This is a genomic window from Mogibacterium neglectum, assembly GCF_030644205.1.
Classification (GTDB): Bacteria; Bacillota; Clostridia; order Peptostreptococcales; family Anaerovoracaceae; genus Mogibacterium; species Mogibacterium neglectum.
Genome location: NZ_CP128647.1, coordinates 606,031 through 621,392 on the forward strand (window position 1 = coordinate 606,031; position 15,362 = coordinate 621,392).

The window sequence follows — 15,362 nt, forward strand, 5'->3', positions numbered from 1 at the left end:
TCAAAGCGTATCAACTATTCTATGCCCCTTTGAATCATTGTGCTTAACCATTTTATGCGGTATAATATCAAGAAGTATTGCCTAGAAGGAGACGTATAATGACGAGCAATGGCAAAGTGTTGTCAAATATATATAAATACTTACTTAAAATATTACTAATTTTAGCAATCATGAGTGTGATTCATGGTCTAGTTTTGGCTGACTCTTTCGGTGCAACTAAGGACAATAGCTATGAGATTAACAACTATGATTTTAAGGCAGTTGTAAAAAAGAATCACACCTATGAAGTCACTAAGCAGATAACCGTTAATCTTCCGAACAATCTTTCGGAAATATCTTTCGATGTACCAGCAGGGAACTATATCATTAGTGATGTAGAGGTCAAGAGTACTGATTTTTCTTTGGCAAAAAATGGTTCAAAGTACAACATCGTAATCAAAGATAAGAAGCGGCTTAAGAAAGGAAGTCACACCTTTAAGATTACTTATGTCGTAAAAGAGTTTGCTGAAAAGAATAAAAATTATGATTTATTTTATTTAACTGCATTATCACCTGATTGGGAGGTGCCGATTCAGAGCTACAAGTTCACACTAGTGCTGCCTAAAGACTTTCCTTGGGATGACCTTCAGTACTACGCAGGGCAGTTCGGTTCACAGGATGTATCAAACAAGATGTCCTACTCTATAGATGGAAATACCATTACTATGAATGGTTCACTTATTCCGTCGGATTTTGGCATTACTTTTAAGGCAGAGCTTCCAGACGGATACTGGAAGGATTCTCTCAATAACGAGTGGACTATTGGACTAGGTGGTGTGCTATTTATAGCAGCAGCAACCTTGTCATTGATTCTATGGCTAGCAGGTGGAAGAGATCCTAAGTTTAAGAAAAAGGTTATCTCTAATCCAATTGATGGCATATCGACTGCTGACGTGGCATATGTATTTAACGGCAAACTGTCAATACGAGATATCGTTCCGCTCATTGTCAGGCTAGGTATAGCGGGCTGCCTCAAGATAGTTGAGTATGCTCCTAAGAAGTACAAGCTGGTGAAGCTCAAATCACCCTCTATTGATGAAGATAGATATATTCGTGCAATCTATGGAGAACTTTTCGAAGATGTTTATGAGGGAAGAGCTGTCGAGATGGAGGGCATAGGCGTTAAGCTAAAAAGGATACTTCTCGATGTTGAAAGCAGTGTTGCTAGCGGCTATAGCTCTCGAGAGATGAGGGCGAGCACTACAATATCGAAGCTGTTTAGATATGTAAGTATTATAGCCATATCTCTTGCTATTGCTACGATTCCTGTACTTGTGTCGATGTATATGTATGAGGAAGAGATTAAATATGGCCTTCCTACTGGGTTATTCGTATTTTCTGTGTTAATTTTGAATATTATCACGAGGAGATTTGATCTGCGGTTTGATATGGATTGGAATCATTTCAAGATGTCAATATCCATGTACTCGGCGCTTTACGCAGCCGAACTCGTGTACGTAGGATACCTAGTGCATAAGTGCAACAAATCAATAATGATTCCTCTTCTGATACTAGTAACTGGTATATTTGGAGGTGTAATGACATGCCTGATGACGGCGAGGGCTAGAGAAAACGCTCGCCTTTCAAACAGGATGATGGGTATGCGCAACTTCATTGAAGCGGCACAGCCTAGGGATATAGCTATAATGCAGAGATCAAACTCCGAATATTTCTATGAGATGCTGCCATACGCTATGCAGTTCTCACAGTATGAGATATGGGCACAGAAATTCAGAGGGTTCAAAGTTTCAGCACCAGATTGGTTTGAAATTGTTGCCGAAGGACGCACATCGACGGCTAGCGTTTCAAATGGTGATGTCGAGACTTTGACTAGAGAACTTTATCAATTTGAAAGAACAATAGAGAGCGTTTATTACGTGATTAACCGTAGAAGGAGATTTTTCTTCGGTTCCGGTAGATAAATATTGTATAGCCATTTAGAAGGGATAACGATGGGAGAAAAGAATAAGATAATTAATATTGCAGTAATTGCACACGTTGACGCAGGAAAATCAACACTTGTTGATGCGCTTCTAGCTCAATCTCACGTGTTCAGAGACAATGAAGAGGTTGTAGAGTGTGTAATGGATAGTGATGCAATTGAACGCGAGCGTGGAATTACTATATATTCCAAAAACTGCTCAATCATGTATAAGGACTACAAGATTAACATTGTGGACACACCAGGCCATGCAGACTTCAGCTCTGAGGTTGAACGTATCATGAAGACTGTTGATACAGTAATCCTACTAGTTGATTCTAGTGAAGGTCCTATGCCTCAGACTAGATTCGTGCTTAATAAATCGCTTGAGCAGGGCTTAAATCCAATATTATTTATCAACAAGATCGATAAGAAAGATGCTAGAATAGATGAGGTTGTAGATGAAGTTTATGAACTGTTTATGGATCTTGAGGCTAACGATGAACAGCTAGATTTCCCAATCATGTATGGAATTGCTAGGCAGGGAATAGCAGTCAGTGACCCTAGTGAAGTTGCTGATATCATGGTGGATGACGGTACAACTAAGATTAAGAAAAGTCCTAAGGGCTTTGGTGAGTTCAATATAGAGCCTCTGCTTGATAAGATTGTTGAACACTGCGACCCATATCCTGATCTAAGAGACGAGCCACTTCAGCTGCAGATTTCTTCACTTGCATACGATGACTATATCGGTAGATTAGGAATCGGTAGAATTACAAGAGGTACACTCAAAGCAGCACAGCAAGTAGTTGTCATGAAGGATGAGGAAGAGTCGTACAATGCCAAGATAAATCAGGTGTTTGTATATAGAGGTCTTCAGAGAATGTCAGTTGACGAAGCTGAGTGCGGGGATATCGTTGTTGTATCTGGTATTTCCGATATCTCGATAGGAGAGACAATCTGTGATCCTGCTCACCCTGAATCTCTTGGTAATATCAGTATCGAAGAGCCAACTTTGTCGATGAATTTCATGGTTAACTCTTCTCCGTTCGCTGGTAAAGTTGGCAAGTACGTGACAAGCAGACATATCAAAGAACGACTGGAGAAAGAGCTTGAAGTCAATGTCGGTCTAGTGGTAGAGCCTACAGATTCAACCGATGCGTTCAAGGTATCTGGAAGAGGCGAGCTTCATCTGTCGATTCTGATTGAAAATATGCGCCGTGAAGGATACGAACTCGCTGTATCAAAGCCTGAGGTTGTAACTAAGCGCGGTGACAGTGGAGGTCTGCTAGAACCAGTTGAAGAGGTTGTTGTTAGTGTTCCAGATGAATATTCTGGTTCGGTCATATCTAAGCTCAATATGCGTAAGGGTATGATGAAGCAGATGATGAGCGAAGGAAATGGATATTCGAAGATTGAGTACTCAGTTCCAACCCGTGGACTCATGGGATATAGAAGTGAGTTTATAAATGACACTCATGGGGAAGGTACCATGGTTAGAAGATTCGAAGGATTTGAATCTTGGAAAGGTGAAATCCCAGAGCGCACTAACGGCGTTGCTGTAGCACAGGAAGAAGGCAACTGTACGCCATATGCAATATTTAATATTCAGGAGCGAGTACAGATGTTCGTTGAACCTGGGACTCACGTCTATGAAGGTATGATAGTAGGCATGAACTCTAGAGGCGATGATATGGTAGTAAATCCATGCAAGGCAAAAAGAGTATCTAATATGCGTGCGGCTGGTAGCGACGATACGATTAAGCTAACACCACCGCGGACATTTACTCTGGAGGAGGCACTTGAATTTATCAATGGAGATGAACTCGTAGAAGCAACGCCAGAGGATATCAGACTTCGAAAGAAGCTTCTCAAAGAGATTGAGAGACGCAAAGCTGGTAATAGAAATAAATAGTCATGTTATCACGTTCGAATGTATTTATACTAAGGACATGATTAAAATATTGAGGTAACGAAAGGAGAAATTGGTAACATGAAGATTCTTGTAATCAACCCTGGAGCAACATCCACAAAGATTGCTGTATACGAGAATGATCAGGAGCTTATGCGCGTAGGTATTGACCACGATGCAGCTGAGATGGACAAGTATGCAAACATCGTAGATCAGATGCCATTCCGTCGCGACGTAATAATGAAGACACTCGAGGCTGAAGGCTACAAGCTAGAGGATTTTGACGCAATTTGCGGTCGTGGAGGTTTATTCAAGCATATCCCATCTGGAACTTATCTCGTAAATGATGCAGTTATCAGAGATATTAAGAACCCACCTTATGGCGAGCATGCTGCAAACCTGGGAGCTTATCTTGCAAAAGAGCTAGGAGATAAAGTCGGAATTCCTGCTTTCTTCGTTGACCCTGTTTGCGTAGATGAGCTTGATGATGTTGCTAGATACTCTGGACTAAAGGGTATGGAGAGACAGAGCTTTTTCCATGCGCTTAACCAGAAGTCAGTTGCTAGAAAGGCAGCAAAGGAAATCGGAAAGGCTTATGAGGACCTCAACCTAGTTGTAGTTCACCTCGGAGGTGGAGTATCTGTTGCAGCTCACAAAAAGGGCAGAGTTGTAGATGTATACAATGTAAAGGACGATGGTTCTATGGGTATGGATAGAGGTGGTGCCCTTCCTGCAAATGCCCTCGTTAACCTATGCTTCTCAGGAAAGACTAAGGCTGAAGTAAAGAAGATCATCGGTCATGAGGCTGGTGTATTCTCATACACAGGAACTAAGGATTTCCGTACAGTAGAGAACAAGGCATTTGACGAAGGAGATAAGGAGTGCTTAGGTGCATTCAGAGCTATTGCTTATCAGCTAGCTAAGGATATCGGCGCTATGTCTGCTGTTCTTCACTTCGATGTAGATGCAATCGTTTACACAGGTGGAATGGCTTATAGTGATAGATTCTGTGAGGAAATCACTTCCTACGTAGGTAAGGTTGCTCCAGTTCTAAGATTCCCAGGAGAGGAAGAGATGAAGTCTCTCGCTGATGGTGCTCTCAGAGCTCTTGAGACAAAGGAGTACAAGATTTACGAATAGTAAGGTTTTGAATCGAGTTCCATGTGAAATCAAATAAAACAAGCGGACGGCATTGCCGTCCGCTTTGTCATTATAAGCATAATTGCAATACTGATTATACTTATGATTACAACATTGACTATACTTATGAATGCAGTTTTGATTTCATTATATCTAAGATGGTCTCTTCGGTTTTGACCATGCCAGGCGAGGCGATTAATCCCATATTACGCATGGTTTCTTCAGGCGTAGAACCATTGATACCATGTAGATTCTCGATACAAATACCAGCCATTGCAAAGTCTTTTGAACGAAAAGCCGTATCTACAGCGGAGACACCCTTCATGACACATCCATGGTTTCCACCGTCGCAAATCATACCGGTGATACTGCTAGCCATGTTGTTGAGACATCTGGATATCGCTTCAGTGTCACCTCCATCAAGGTAAACAAGTGCAGAAGCCATGCCGCTTCCTGCTGCGATAGCGCATCCGCAAAATGCAGACAACTTTCCAGAATATTCTTTGATATATGTACAGATCAGATAGCTAAGTGCGGTTGCTCGGATAAGCTTCTCGTCGTCAATATTGTGGATTTTACAGTACCCATATAGAGGAAGTGTGGCGATGATACCGTGTGCCCCAGAACCTGTAATACTCATCGCGGGAGCATCAAGTCCAAGTACTCTAGCTTCAATTGCAGCATTGCATAACAGGCTTGCGGTATCGACAGCGTTACTGCTGATAGTTTTGTTTCCGTTAATAGCATAAAGTGATTTCGCAAAAGTCGTGCGGTCACTATCCATAGATACTTTGTAAAGATCCAAATTTATCCTGTAAGCATCTTTTATAAACTCGATATCTTCGTATGGGACTTCGTTAACCAGGTTCACAAAATCTTGAAGGGTATACTTGTGAATTATCGGTGGCTCAGTCGATTCAGATTGCTCATCAGTAGGAGAGTCGCTACCTTTTATAATCCTACCGTTGTGCTTTATGCACGTAATATTGGTATGAGCATCCCAAATGATAACCTCTGCAGATTCATCACCGCAGCGAACAGTTGCCTCTATGTGTATGCGGCTGCTCACTTCCGATAGTAAAACATTGATGCGACCTTCGGCAATCATCCTTTCAGCTGCTTTGTTATCAGCAGGAGTAACTGATGAAAGACACTCAAGCCCCTTGGAATGGTCGGCAGCAATTGCACCAAGTGCTGCTGCATATAGGTTACCTACGTGAGGGCTGCTCGGTATGCCACAGGTAAAAGCATTCTTATATATACCGCTGTTAAGTCTAATATCAATGCTATCTGCTTCGCTTTCAAGGTACGAACAGGCCGTTGAAACGGCAAAAGCGATAGCTCCAGGCTCTGTAACACCTAATGCTGGCTTCATATCTTTTTTTAGTAGTTCGATAAGTTCGTGCATTTGATACTCCTTTCTATATATTACATAATACCATACGCGTGAAAATAATAACGGCTTGCGTTTATATTTCGTTTATGTTAACCTATTTAGGCACGATTTGAATATGAGTGCGTTAGCCGCGTGTGGAGGATTGACCGAGTGGCTAAGGAGCCTGATTGGAAATCAGGTAAGGCGTAACAGCCCCGTGGGTTCGAGTCCCATGTCCTCCGCCAAAAGAGACGAGCGAAGCTCGTCTCTTTTTTAATGTAACAAGGATGGGACGAGAAGCCACGGGTTCCAGTGAGGTTCGATTATGACCTAGCTAGCCGCCTCGCGAGTGAACCGAAGTGAGAGGCAAAGCAGGTCAAATACAGAGTAGTCTCATATCTGATTGTTGTATGATATAATACAGAAAAATTATATCTAAGTATGATAGAAATAGAATTAACCTAATCAAGTTCAAGTAGTATTGAATGAATTCCTCGTTTGAAAGATATTCTGGGAAATCGATAATACTATTGAATTTATATTCTGTTACGATTTAAAGGAGAAAAACATGTTTACTTTTAACCATTTTAACTTCAACGTTCTAGATTTAGATCGCAGCCTTGAGTTTTACGATAAGGCACTTGGATTAAAGCCAGTTAGAGAAAATCGTGGTGATGACTTTACATTAGTTTATCTTGGTGATGGAAAAACTGATTTCCAGCTGGAACTCACATATCTACATGATCGCAAGGAGCCGTATAACCTCGGTGAACTCGAGTATCATCTTGCAATGACAACTGATGATATGGAAGCATCTGTAAAGCTGCATGAAGAATTGGACTGTATTGTCTTTGTCAATGAGGGCATGGGAATCTATTTTATTGAAGATCCGGATGGATATTGGATTGAGATCATTCCAGAGAGATAGTGGCAAATAAGCAAAAAATAAATAGGCTTTCAGAAGTATTATTTAAAACGTTGATATAGATAAAAGGAACGAGATGAAAAAAGTAGGAATATTTATCATAAGCTTACTTGTTTACTTTGTCATTTCCTATATGTTAGGGCATCTTTATGTATAGTTTTTTAAAGAAACACAGATTCATAAATGATTTAAATGAACTGGAAGATTTTGAATTGCCACAAAATGCAGTTATGTTTAAAGAAAGCAACAATGTAAACACATTTATTCTTAAGATGCTTTTTTACGGTAAAAATGCATTTGCGAAGATATATTTATCACCAATTAATGGGGTACTTGTTTGTTATTCATCAAAACCACTTAAAAAGAAACAGTTTATAATAATGTCTCTTGCACCGACTATTATTTTTGCCATCATACCATATCTGAGCTGGGCATTGTATTTTGTAAACTATGGTGGTATAGGAAGGGCACTTTTATCTTATTGCATATTTCCATTTATTTTTGGTGTAGGGGACTATTCAAATGTCTTTAAGACTATTAGGCAAGTCCCTAATGGGGCCTTAGTTATAAATTCGGGAATGCATACGTATTGGTTTAAAAAAATACCATAAGGTTAATCTGCCTGAAAAATTATTTTAAATAGGTCAACACAGCCTGGCTTGTAGATAATAAAATCAATTCACATCATGTTCTATTACATTACAAATGCTCAAATTAATATCATTCTATAATGATATTTCTGTGAAAGAAGAAATTTTGCTACATATTGAACCTCATAAGTTTCAAACGTTTTTTTCATACATGTTTTGTTTACACCGCTGCATATTAGACCAAAAAGAGAAATAACAACTATAAGAGCTGTAATTTCAATAACTATATCGGTTGTTATAAACTATCTTTTTATACAATGCTATAACTTTGCTATTATTATTTCTCAACATATCTTTTTACAACATCTAAATCTAGCTTATAGAATTTATGAGGGCTCTGATTTACAGTGATTTATAGCATGTGGTTTTCCCCAGTTAACGCGACATATTTTTTTACTAATCCTACAAATCTCTTGCTTTTTGCTTTAGGGTTGTCGAGCAAATCACCTATTTCTCTGCGTGTACTATATACCCTCTATGCTATTTGTTAATACAATTTCATCTATTAGGCATTTATTTATATACTGAGTAAGCGGTATTTGAGGCAGCTCGTTCATGATTTGTTTTATATCTTTATTAATTCGTGCAATTTCGATTACAGCTTTTAATAATTCAGGTGTTTCTAAAAAGAATGCAGGTGAATCGTTAATCAAAAAGTCGAGGTGAATGCATTCATCTGAGTTAATTCTGCTTTCATATAAATTTATATAATCATCCTGATTATCATAGTATATATTTGATAAGTGTTTGTATCCCTTACTTCTCATTAAAATCACCTCTCTAATTTCAAATATAGTACAAATATATGACATATCATTAAAAAACAAGCATATTTTTTAATGAAAATAAAAAATTTAATTATTTGTTTAAAAAATACTCTGCAAATTTAAATAGTTTTTAAACTACCTTGCACATAATAAAAACAATTCACATTGAACTCCCATCTATACTATATAATCATGCCAAAGGTTAATAGGGTGGGGATATGAAGTACACAATCGGAGAAGTTGCTAATTTTTTGCACTTATCAAGAGATATGATTCGCTACTATGAGAAGCGGGGTGTGATAGTCTCGGAGCGCAATGAAAACAACAATTATCGCACCTATGATAATATGGCGGTTTTTGAGCTACTTGATACAATTCAGCACAAAAATCTTAATCTGAGCATTAGAGAAATCGAGGCGATGCGGCAGGGTGATTATGAGCACAATAAGTCGCGTTATCTGGATAGGTATTATAATGAACTCAAAAGTGAGATAAGCTATGGCACTGCGCTTCTCAAACGCATAGACGAACTAAAATCCAGATATGATTTGAGAGAACAGAAAATTGGTAATTCTTGGATAAAGAGCGTGTCCGGTCACTACAGATACCATATTGTTGACAGTAGGAAGGGCGAATTTGGATCTATAGAACTTACTGTACCTATCAGCGAGGTTTTATTCTCAGATTACGTAAATCCTTTTGTGGATTATGGTTTTACTTCAATCGATGATATGGAGTCGTGGTATGCGGTTATATCAGAATCATACACAGATGAACTATCCATAGATTTGCCTCATGGATACAAGTATGAGCCAGAGGGAATTTATCTGTGTTCTCTTGTAAATATTGGTTCTGTAAAAAAGTTTGATATGTCGGTAATCGATATGTTCCGTAAGGATGCTAGTGAGAACTATGGCGAAATGGTTGCGATTAATCCGGTAAGGGGTATCATAGCTAGCAGGGTTAAAAAAGATGGAGAGCTCCATGTGGTAATGGAACTTCAGATAAAGATCGGCTAGAGAAAAGTATATAGTATTGATATGAATGAACCTTGGAGTAAATCCAAGGTTTTTATATGCAAAAGTATTCAAATGAGGTCTATATATTTTTATGATACATCAAATCTAAAAACAATATAAATCATAAGCATTTTGTAAAAAAAGAAAATAATCACTTGACAATAGAACAATTCCATACCATAGAATGGTTTTACATAAGATAGATAGCATGATGGCGATAGTCAGTTGTGTAGTGCAGCTCCAATGTCGCCTTTAAAGCATATATCCATATCGATGGGTGTTGGCCACATACTAACATAGGTCGAAATATTCCTAACTCCATATTTCGCACATGCAAAAAGGTCTGATTCTTCGAATCAGACCTTTAGCATTTTGTCTTCTTATATTAAGTAGCTATAATCTGAGAAATATGCACCATATATTTTTATATTGTTCAAATTCGGCACTAGGATATAATTTAGATTCCGAACTTCATCCTAATGATTCCCAGTATTAGTAGGTGTACAGGGTAGAATAAATAATTCAATAGCTTATACTGCTTTCCTCGCTCACCGTTATAAGTTAAAACAAATCCATATCCAAGTAGCGCCCACGGCTCTTTAATCATTGATACAAAGCAGAATGGAACTGCTAAAAGTTCCCTGCCGTGGAATAGATAGAAAAAGTATGCGATAAGAATCCCATGGTAGTCATAATCAACACTGAAGTACAAGGATAGAGCAATGCCAACTAGTAGGACTGGAACAGATGCGAGGAACCAAAAGATCTTGTGTAAAGACCCCATTTTTTCCTTAAGAGTATCGATAAGCCAGATTGTTATGAGCATGAGTGCAAGCGTAAACATCACGTTGCTCCAATTCTTTTCGTATAATTCTGCACTTGTAAACATATCGAAAGGAACTTCTGAAATAACCCCGAACAACAGAAGTGTTCCGAGGTATCGCCATTTGTTTCGTGTTTTGAAATAACCTTCTACAAGAAGGAACGCAAATATAGGGAAGGCAATTCTGCCGAGTATATCGAATATATCGCTTAAGACATTCAGTTTTCCTCCCGTAAGATTTGGGTATATAAGTGCTTTATTTGTATGATCTATCAGCATTGAGAGAAATGCTATATATTTGAGCTTTGCCCCAGACAAGACTCTGAGGTTGCTTAATTTTGTACTGTTCATCTTAATTCTCCTATTTTACGATAATCATGTTTATTAGCTGTAATATAGCATTTAAATACAAAATATGATAGTAGATTGCGTACAATTTAATAAATGCTTAATAATAGCCTTTTCTAATAATTATAGAAAAATGTAAAATATTTGCCGATAGTATAAAAAAGACTGATACTCTTCTAAATGCTGAAAAATACGCACTAATGAGATTGAATTTATACATGACCAGGTGTAAAATCCACTAAAGTGACCAGGTGTAATATTGTGAGATGTATTCGACTTCGCAAAAATGATTTATCACATGTAACATGGACTTTGGATAATTAAGGAGCAGGTGAAAGTAAGAAATGGAGATTATAAAGGATTTGCCAGAGATATTTGAGGAGTTCTCGGAACAGAGGAGGAACTCATTCTTAAGTGTTAAGGAGATTAAGGAGTCAGGGACACCAGTTGTAGGTGCATACTGTACGTATTTTCCGCAGGAGGTTGCAATGGCGGCGGGCGCAGCGCCGATAGGGCTATGTTCTATGTCAGATGAAACTATTCCTGAGGCCGAAAAAGATTTACCTGCCAACCTATGTCCGCTGATTAAGGCTAGCTATGGGTTTGCAAAATCTGATAAATGTCCTTACTTCCACTTTTCCGACGTAGTTGTAGGTGAAACGACTTGCGATGGCAAGAAGAAAATGTATGAGCTCATGTCTGATTTTAAGGAACTCTACCTAATGAATCTTCCTAATAGTCAGGACGAAGAAGGTAGGAAGCTGTGGCGTGCAGAAGTAGTTAAGTTTATCAAGTATTTGGAAGAAAAATTTTGTGTTGAAATTACAGAAGATAAGCTTCGAGATGCTGCAAGGCTCAAGAATAGGGAGAGGGATGCACAGAGGATGATTTCTGAAGTGATGATACATGATCCGGCACCTATTACAGGAGAAAATCTATTCAATGCTGTATATGGTAGCACCTTTAAATTCGATAAAGAAGAACTTATCGGATCACTTAATGCCCTGACTAATCGAATAGAAGATGAATACAATCATGGCAATATGTTAGATAAGCGTTCTAGAATTTTAATAACAGGATGTCCGATGGGGAGTGGAACCATGAAGGTCGTGAATGCCATAGAAAACAATGGCGGCGTTGTTGTATGTTACGAGAACTGCTCTGGATATAAGAATTTTGATAGACTTGTGGATGCAGAAGCTGATGATATAATAGGAGCGATAGCAGATAGATACCTTAAGATTGGCTGTTCAGTGATGACTCCAAATGAGAATAGGTATGAACTGCTAGGGAGACTAATCGATCAATATAATGTAGATGGAGTAGTGGATATGTCGCTTACGGCCTGTCTGACATATAATATTGAATCTAAATCGATAGGAAAATTCGTAACAGAAGAGAAAGGCATTCCGTATCTGAGCGTGGAGACGGATTACTCTAAGGCAGATGTTGGACAGCTCAATACAAGGATTACTGCTTTTATGGAGATGCTGTAATAACAGCTAAAAGGCTAAGAACCTTGATTTAGCCGCTGACTTTCCGTATGAATTTTGGTAAGAAGGTATATTGGAAACTAAGAACGAAACTAAGAACAAAAGAAAAAGGATTTACATCGGCATAACTATTGCAATCATCGTGGTTGCAATAGTTTCTTTCATGTGTTTTTTTATCTCTGATAGAAGAACTGGAGAGTGCCGAAGCGGAAGCAAAGATACCTATAATAGCAAAAGTGTATATGTATACAACTTGACTGACGGTAAAGTAGAGATTGATGTTAACGGCAATAAGAAGCTACCTATAGCATCGCTGACTAAGCTGATGACATGCCGAAAAGCTCTCATAATTATGCGAAGTAAGGGTCTTGTCCTTGATGATAGCGGGCAAGTGAGTGAAGAAGCGGTTAATATTGTCAAGCGGCAAAAAGAGTTTATGGTGGGTTATGATGTGGATGAAAGCACCGATTTAAAGGATCTCTTTTATGCGATGATTATGCGATCTGATGGTGCGTGTGCAAATTCGATTGCTAGCATGATGGGTGGCAATATAAACCATTTCGTAAGTGAGATGAATGACGAAGCAAGTGTAATAGGACTTTCCAATACACATTACGAGACACCGGATGGTGTGTATAAGAAAGGAGAGTTTTCGACTGCTTCAGATGTTGCGAAATTACTCAAGGAGTCGTTATCGGATAAAGATTATTACAAAATTTTCACTACGCCGACTTGTGTATCGACAAAGACTGAGCGTCACCCTAATGGTATAAAATTATCAAATGACGTTATTTCAGCATTTAATAAGTACAAGAGGAAGAATTTTAAAGTTCTCGGTGGTAAGTTTGGATATACACAAGAAGCAGGCAAGAGCATAGCTGTATTAGCGGAAAAGAATGGCAAAAAGTACATAGTCATTACATTGGGCTGCTACAACAAAGGCGGCAATCATGGCCATATGGATGATGTTTTAGCAGCGATGAAAAAGATTAATGGGTAATTTTATGATTAATAATTATAAATCTTCACATGTAGAAAAGTTTAAAAAGCTAAAAGCGCCTGAAAAAGACGGTTTCTATACATATATATTGCTTTGCGGAGACGGCACCTTATACACTGGATGGACGGTCAATCTCGCTAAAAGAATTGATGCACACAATAGAGGAAACGGTGCAAAATACACTAGTGCGAGACTTCCAGTAAGTCTCGTGTATTATGAAGAGTTTGACAATAAGCGTGAAGCGATGAGTAGAGAGTGGTATATCAAGAAGCTTAACCGTGAAGACAAGGGGGAGTTAATTAAAAGCTTAAGATTGTAAGGCATACAACTTATTTAAATATTAGACAAATAATAGACACATTATTTGTAGTGTGGTATAATTTTCACGTTGATGCATGATTATTATGGGAATCATGCATCAACTTTTTATACTAAAATACTTTTACTTTATACGTTATTACTATGCGGACTTATTATTAGGGAGAAAAAAATATGGAAAATGCTATTAACAATATAGTGCTCATGATTAGTGATGTACTATATAGACCGTGGTTTGTGCCACTGCTACTCCTTGCTGGCGGATTGTACTTTACAATTCGCACCAGATTCATGCAGATAAGTATGTTTAAGGATTCACTCAAAGTTGTGGCAGAGAAACCTAAGAGTGAGAACGGTATTTCGTCGTTTGGGGCACTAATGGTTTCTACTGCTTCAAGAGTTGGTACTGGCAATATTATCGGTGTTGCGACAGCTATTATTCTTGGAGGTGCTGGTTCGATTTTCTGGATGTGGCTTACTGCCATTTTGGGCGGAGCATCGGCTTTTGTTGAGTCTACGCTTGCTCAGATTTATAAGAAGAACAGCGACGGATCTAGCTACGGCGGGCCGGCATATTACATGCGTGATGCCATTAAACTTAAAGGCGTTGGCAAAGTGCTTGGCGTATTCTTTTCTATAATCATAATATTTACATATGCCGTCGGTTATAATATGCTCGCAGCTTATAACCTGCAATCAACATTTAGCGCGTTCAGCTTCTATAATCAAAATTCACCAAAGGTCATCGGTGTAATCCTTGCGATTGCATTTGGCGCAATTGTAATAGGTGGAGCAAAGAGATTATCAGATGTAACAAAAATACTTGTACCAGTGATGGGTGTCATCTATGTAGGTGTTGCGCTTGTGGTTATCCTTATGAACATCAAGAATGTTCCTCACATGTTCCATCTAATTTTAGCAAATGCCTTTGACTTTAAAGCGATTTTCGGTGGATTTACTGGATCATGCATAATGTTTGGTGTAAAGAGAGGATTATACTCCAATGAAGCTGGTATGGGATCTGCACCTAATGCTGCCGCTACAGCGGATGTATCTCACCCTGTAAAACAGGGACTCGTCCAGATGTTATCGGTATTTATAGATACACTTCTTATCTGTTCGACAACTGCATTCCTGTGCCTGATTACAAATGTAGACCCTCAGAAATATGTTAATGGAGATGCTGCAAATGCTGCGGGCTACGTGCAAGCTGCTATTCATTCGACCCTTGGCAATTTCGGACCGATATTTATCGCAGTATCTATGTTCTTCTTTGCGTTTACTACTCTAATTGGAAACTATTCATATTGTGAAGGCTGCCTAGCATTTGTGTTGAAGAGGGATTTAAAGAGGCAAGAAGCTCTTGTGTTTAGATGTATTGCCATTGTTCTCATATACGTAGGAGCAGTGTCTCAGGCTGATCTTGTATGGAATATGGCTGATATGGCACAGGGCTTCATGGTAATTACTAACATGCCGGTAATTCTAGTTCTCGGTGGAACTGCGGTTAGATGCTTGAATGACTATAGGAAACAGAAACATGCTGGTCTTGACCCGCATTTTATCGCTTCAGACATCGGTATACACGACGAGACGGATTTCTGGAAATAGCAGAATTTGGAAGAAGCTAAA

The 15,362-nt window shown here is 38.7% G+C and carries 13 protein-coding genes and 1 tRNA gene; 11 read left to right on the forward strand and 3 right to left on the reverse strand.

Translation table 11 applies throughout. The annotated features are described in order from the left end of the window. The first annotated feature begins 98 nt into the window (after positions 1-98). From QU661_RS02775 to buk, 3 genes are all read left to right on the forward strand, one after another. Positions 99-1,961 (forward strand): DUF2207 domain-containing protein, encoded by a 1,863-nt coding sequence (locus tag QU661_RS02775; protein ID WP_304990242.1) that lies wholly within the window; start codon positions 99-101, stop codon positions 1,959-1,961. A gap of 30 nt (positions 1,962-1,991) precedes the next feature. Next, the gene (gene typA / locus QU661_RS02780) at positions 1,992-3,875 is read left to right on the forward strand and encodes a translational GTPase TypA (protein ID WP_304990243.1); all 1,884 of its coding nucleotides are present in this window, start codon (positions 1,992-1,994) and stop codon (positions 3,873-3,875) included. 78 nt (positions 3,876-3,953) lie between these two features. Further along, positions 3,954-5,012, forward strand: a complete 1,059-nt coding sequence (gene buk, locus QU661_RS02785) for a butyrate kinase (protein ID WP_304990244.1) — start codon at positions 3,954-3,956, stop codon at positions 5,010-5,012. Positions 5,013-5,136: 124 nt separating this feature from the next. Here the strand turns inward: buk and QU661_RS02790 are convergent, their stop codons facing one another. After that, positions 5,137-6,420 carry an L-cysteine desulfidase family protein gene (locus tag QU661_RS02790; RefSeq protein ID WP_304990245.1) on the reverse strand — a complete coding sequence of 428 codons (1,284 nt, stop codon included), beginning with the start codon at positions 6,418-6,420 and terminating at the stop codon, positions 5,137-5,139. A 124-nt stretch (positions 6,421-6,544) separates the two neighbouring features. Between QU661_RS02790 and QU661_RS02795 the strand changes: the two genes are divergently transcribed. From QU661_RS02795 to QU661_RS02805, 3 genes are all read left to right on the forward strand, one after another. After that, positions 6,545-6,632: transfer RNA gene (locus QU661_RS02795), tRNA-Ser, on the forward strand. Between the two features lie 323 nt (positions 6,633-6,955). Next, positions 6,956-7,315, forward strand: coding sequence for a VOC family protein (locus tag QU661_RS02800; protein ID WP_304990246.1), 360 nt, complete (start codon positions 6,956-6,958; stop codon positions 7,313-7,315). Positions 7,316-7,461: 146 nt separating this feature from the next. Next, entirely contained in the window at positions 7,462-7,923 is a 462-nt protein-coding gene (locus tag QU661_RS02805) for a DUF3267 domain-containing protein (protein WP_304990247.1), read from the forward strand. A gap of 503 nt (positions 7,924-8,426) precedes the next feature. Here the strand turns inward: QU661_RS02805 and QU661_RS02810 are convergent. Next, positions 8,427-8,729 carry a hypothetical protein gene (locus QU661_RS02810; RefSeq protein WP_304990248.1) on the reverse strand — a complete coding sequence of 101 codons (303 nt, stop codon included), beginning with the start codon at positions 8,727-8,729 and terminating at the stop codon, positions 8,427-8,429. 218 nt (positions 8,730-8,947) lie between these two features. Here QU661_RS02810 and QU661_RS02815 point away from each other — a divergent pair, with 218 nt between their 5' ends. Further along, positions 8,948-9,748 (forward strand): MerR family DNA-binding transcriptional regulator, encoded by an 801-nt coding sequence (locus QU661_RS02815; protein WP_304990249.1) that lies wholly within the window; start codon positions 8,948-8,950, stop codon positions 9,746-9,748. 457 nt (positions 9,749-10,205) lie between these two features. On the opposite strand, the gene QU661_RS02820 is transcribed toward QU661_RS02815, so the two are convergent. Continuing rightward, positions 10,206-10,922: a TraX family protein gene (locus QU661_RS02820; RefSeq protein WP_304990250.1), complete on the reverse strand. Its 717-nt coding sequence runs from the start codon at positions 10,920-10,922 to the stop codon at positions 10,206-10,208. Positions 10,923-11,263: 341 nt separating this feature from the next. Here QU661_RS02820 and QU661_RS02825 point away from each other — a divergent pair, with 341 nt between their 5' ends. The 4 genes from QU661_RS02825 to QU661_RS02840 all read left to right on the forward strand — a co-directional run bounded on the left by QU661_RS02825 (position 11,264) and on the right by QU661_RS02840 (position 15,341). After that, the gene (locus QU661_RS02825; RefSeq protein WP_304990251.1) at positions 11,264-12,415 is read left to right on the forward strand and encodes a double-cubane-cluster-containing anaerobic reductase; all 1,152 of its coding nucleotides are present in this window, start codon (positions 11,264-11,266) and stop codon (positions 12,413-12,415) included. 70 nt (positions 12,416-12,485) lie between these two features. Next, complete coding sequence (locus QU661_RS02830) at positions 12,486-13,412, forward strand: D-alanyl-D-alanine carboxypeptidase family protein (RefSeq protein ID WP_304990252.1); 927 nt, start codon at positions 12,486-12,488, stop codon at positions 13,410-13,412. Between the two features lie 4 nt (positions 13,413-13,416). Beyond that, positions 13,417-13,731, forward strand: coding sequence for a GIY-YIG nuclease family protein (locus tag QU661_RS02835; RefSeq protein WP_304990253.1), 315 nt, complete (start codon positions 13,417-13,419; stop codon positions 13,729-13,731). Between the two features lie 173 nt (positions 13,732-13,904). Further along, a complete protein-coding gene (locus QU661_RS02840; protein ID WP_304990254.1) occupies positions 13,905-15,341 on the forward strand; it encodes an alanine/glycine:cation symporter family protein in 1,437 nt (478 codons plus the stop codon). The last annotated feature ends 21 nt before the right edge of the window (positions 15,342-15,362 follow it).

Excerpts from the sequence above, each read along its gene's own strand:
- QU661_RS02775 (WP_304990242.1), top strand. The coding sequence starts at position 99 with ATGACGAGCAATGGCAAAGTGTTGTCAAATATATATAAATACTTACTT.
- typA (WP_304990243.1), top strand. The coding sequence starts at position 1,992 with ATGGGAGAAAAGAATAAGATAATTAATATTGCAGTAATTGCACACGTT.
- buk (WP_304990244.1), top strand. The coding sequence starts at position 3,954 with ATGAAGATTCTTGTAATCAACCCTGGAGCAACATCCACAAAGATTGCT.
- QU661_RS02790 (WP_304990245.1), bottom strand. The coding sequence starts at position 6,420 with ATGCACGAACTTATCGAACTACTAAAAAAAGATATGAAGCCAGCATTA.
- QU661_RS02800 (WP_304990246.1), top strand. The coding sequence starts at position 6,956 with ATGTTTACTTTTAACCATTTTAACTTCAACGTTCTAGATTTAGATCGC.
- QU661_RS02805 (WP_304990247.1), top strand. The coding sequence starts at position 7,462 with ATGTATAGTTTTTTAAAGAAACACAGATTCATAAATGATTTAAATGAA.
- QU661_RS02810 (WP_304990248.1), bottom strand. The coding sequence starts at position 8,729 with ATGAGAAGTAAGGGATACAAACACTTATCAAATATATACTATGATAAT.
- QU661_RS02815 (WP_304990249.1), top strand. The coding sequence starts at position 8,948 with ATGAAGTACACAATCGGAGAAGTTGCTAATTTTTTGCACTTATCAAGA.
- QU661_RS02820 (WP_304990250.1), bottom strand. The coding sequence starts at position 10,922 with ATGAACAGTACAAAATTAAGCAACCTCAGAGTCTTGTCTGGGGCAAAG.
- QU661_RS02825 (WP_304990251.1), top strand. The coding sequence starts at position 11,264 with ATGGAGATTATAAAGGATTTGCCAGAGATATTTGAGGAGTTCTCGGAA.
- QU661_RS02835 (WP_304990253.1), top strand. The coding sequence starts at position 13,417 with ATGATTAATAATTATAAATCTTCACATGTAGAAAAGTTTAAAAAGCTA.
- QU661_RS02840 (WP_304990254.1), top strand. The coding sequence starts at position 13,905 with ATGGAAAATGCTATTAACAATATAGTGCTCATGATTAGTGATGTACTA.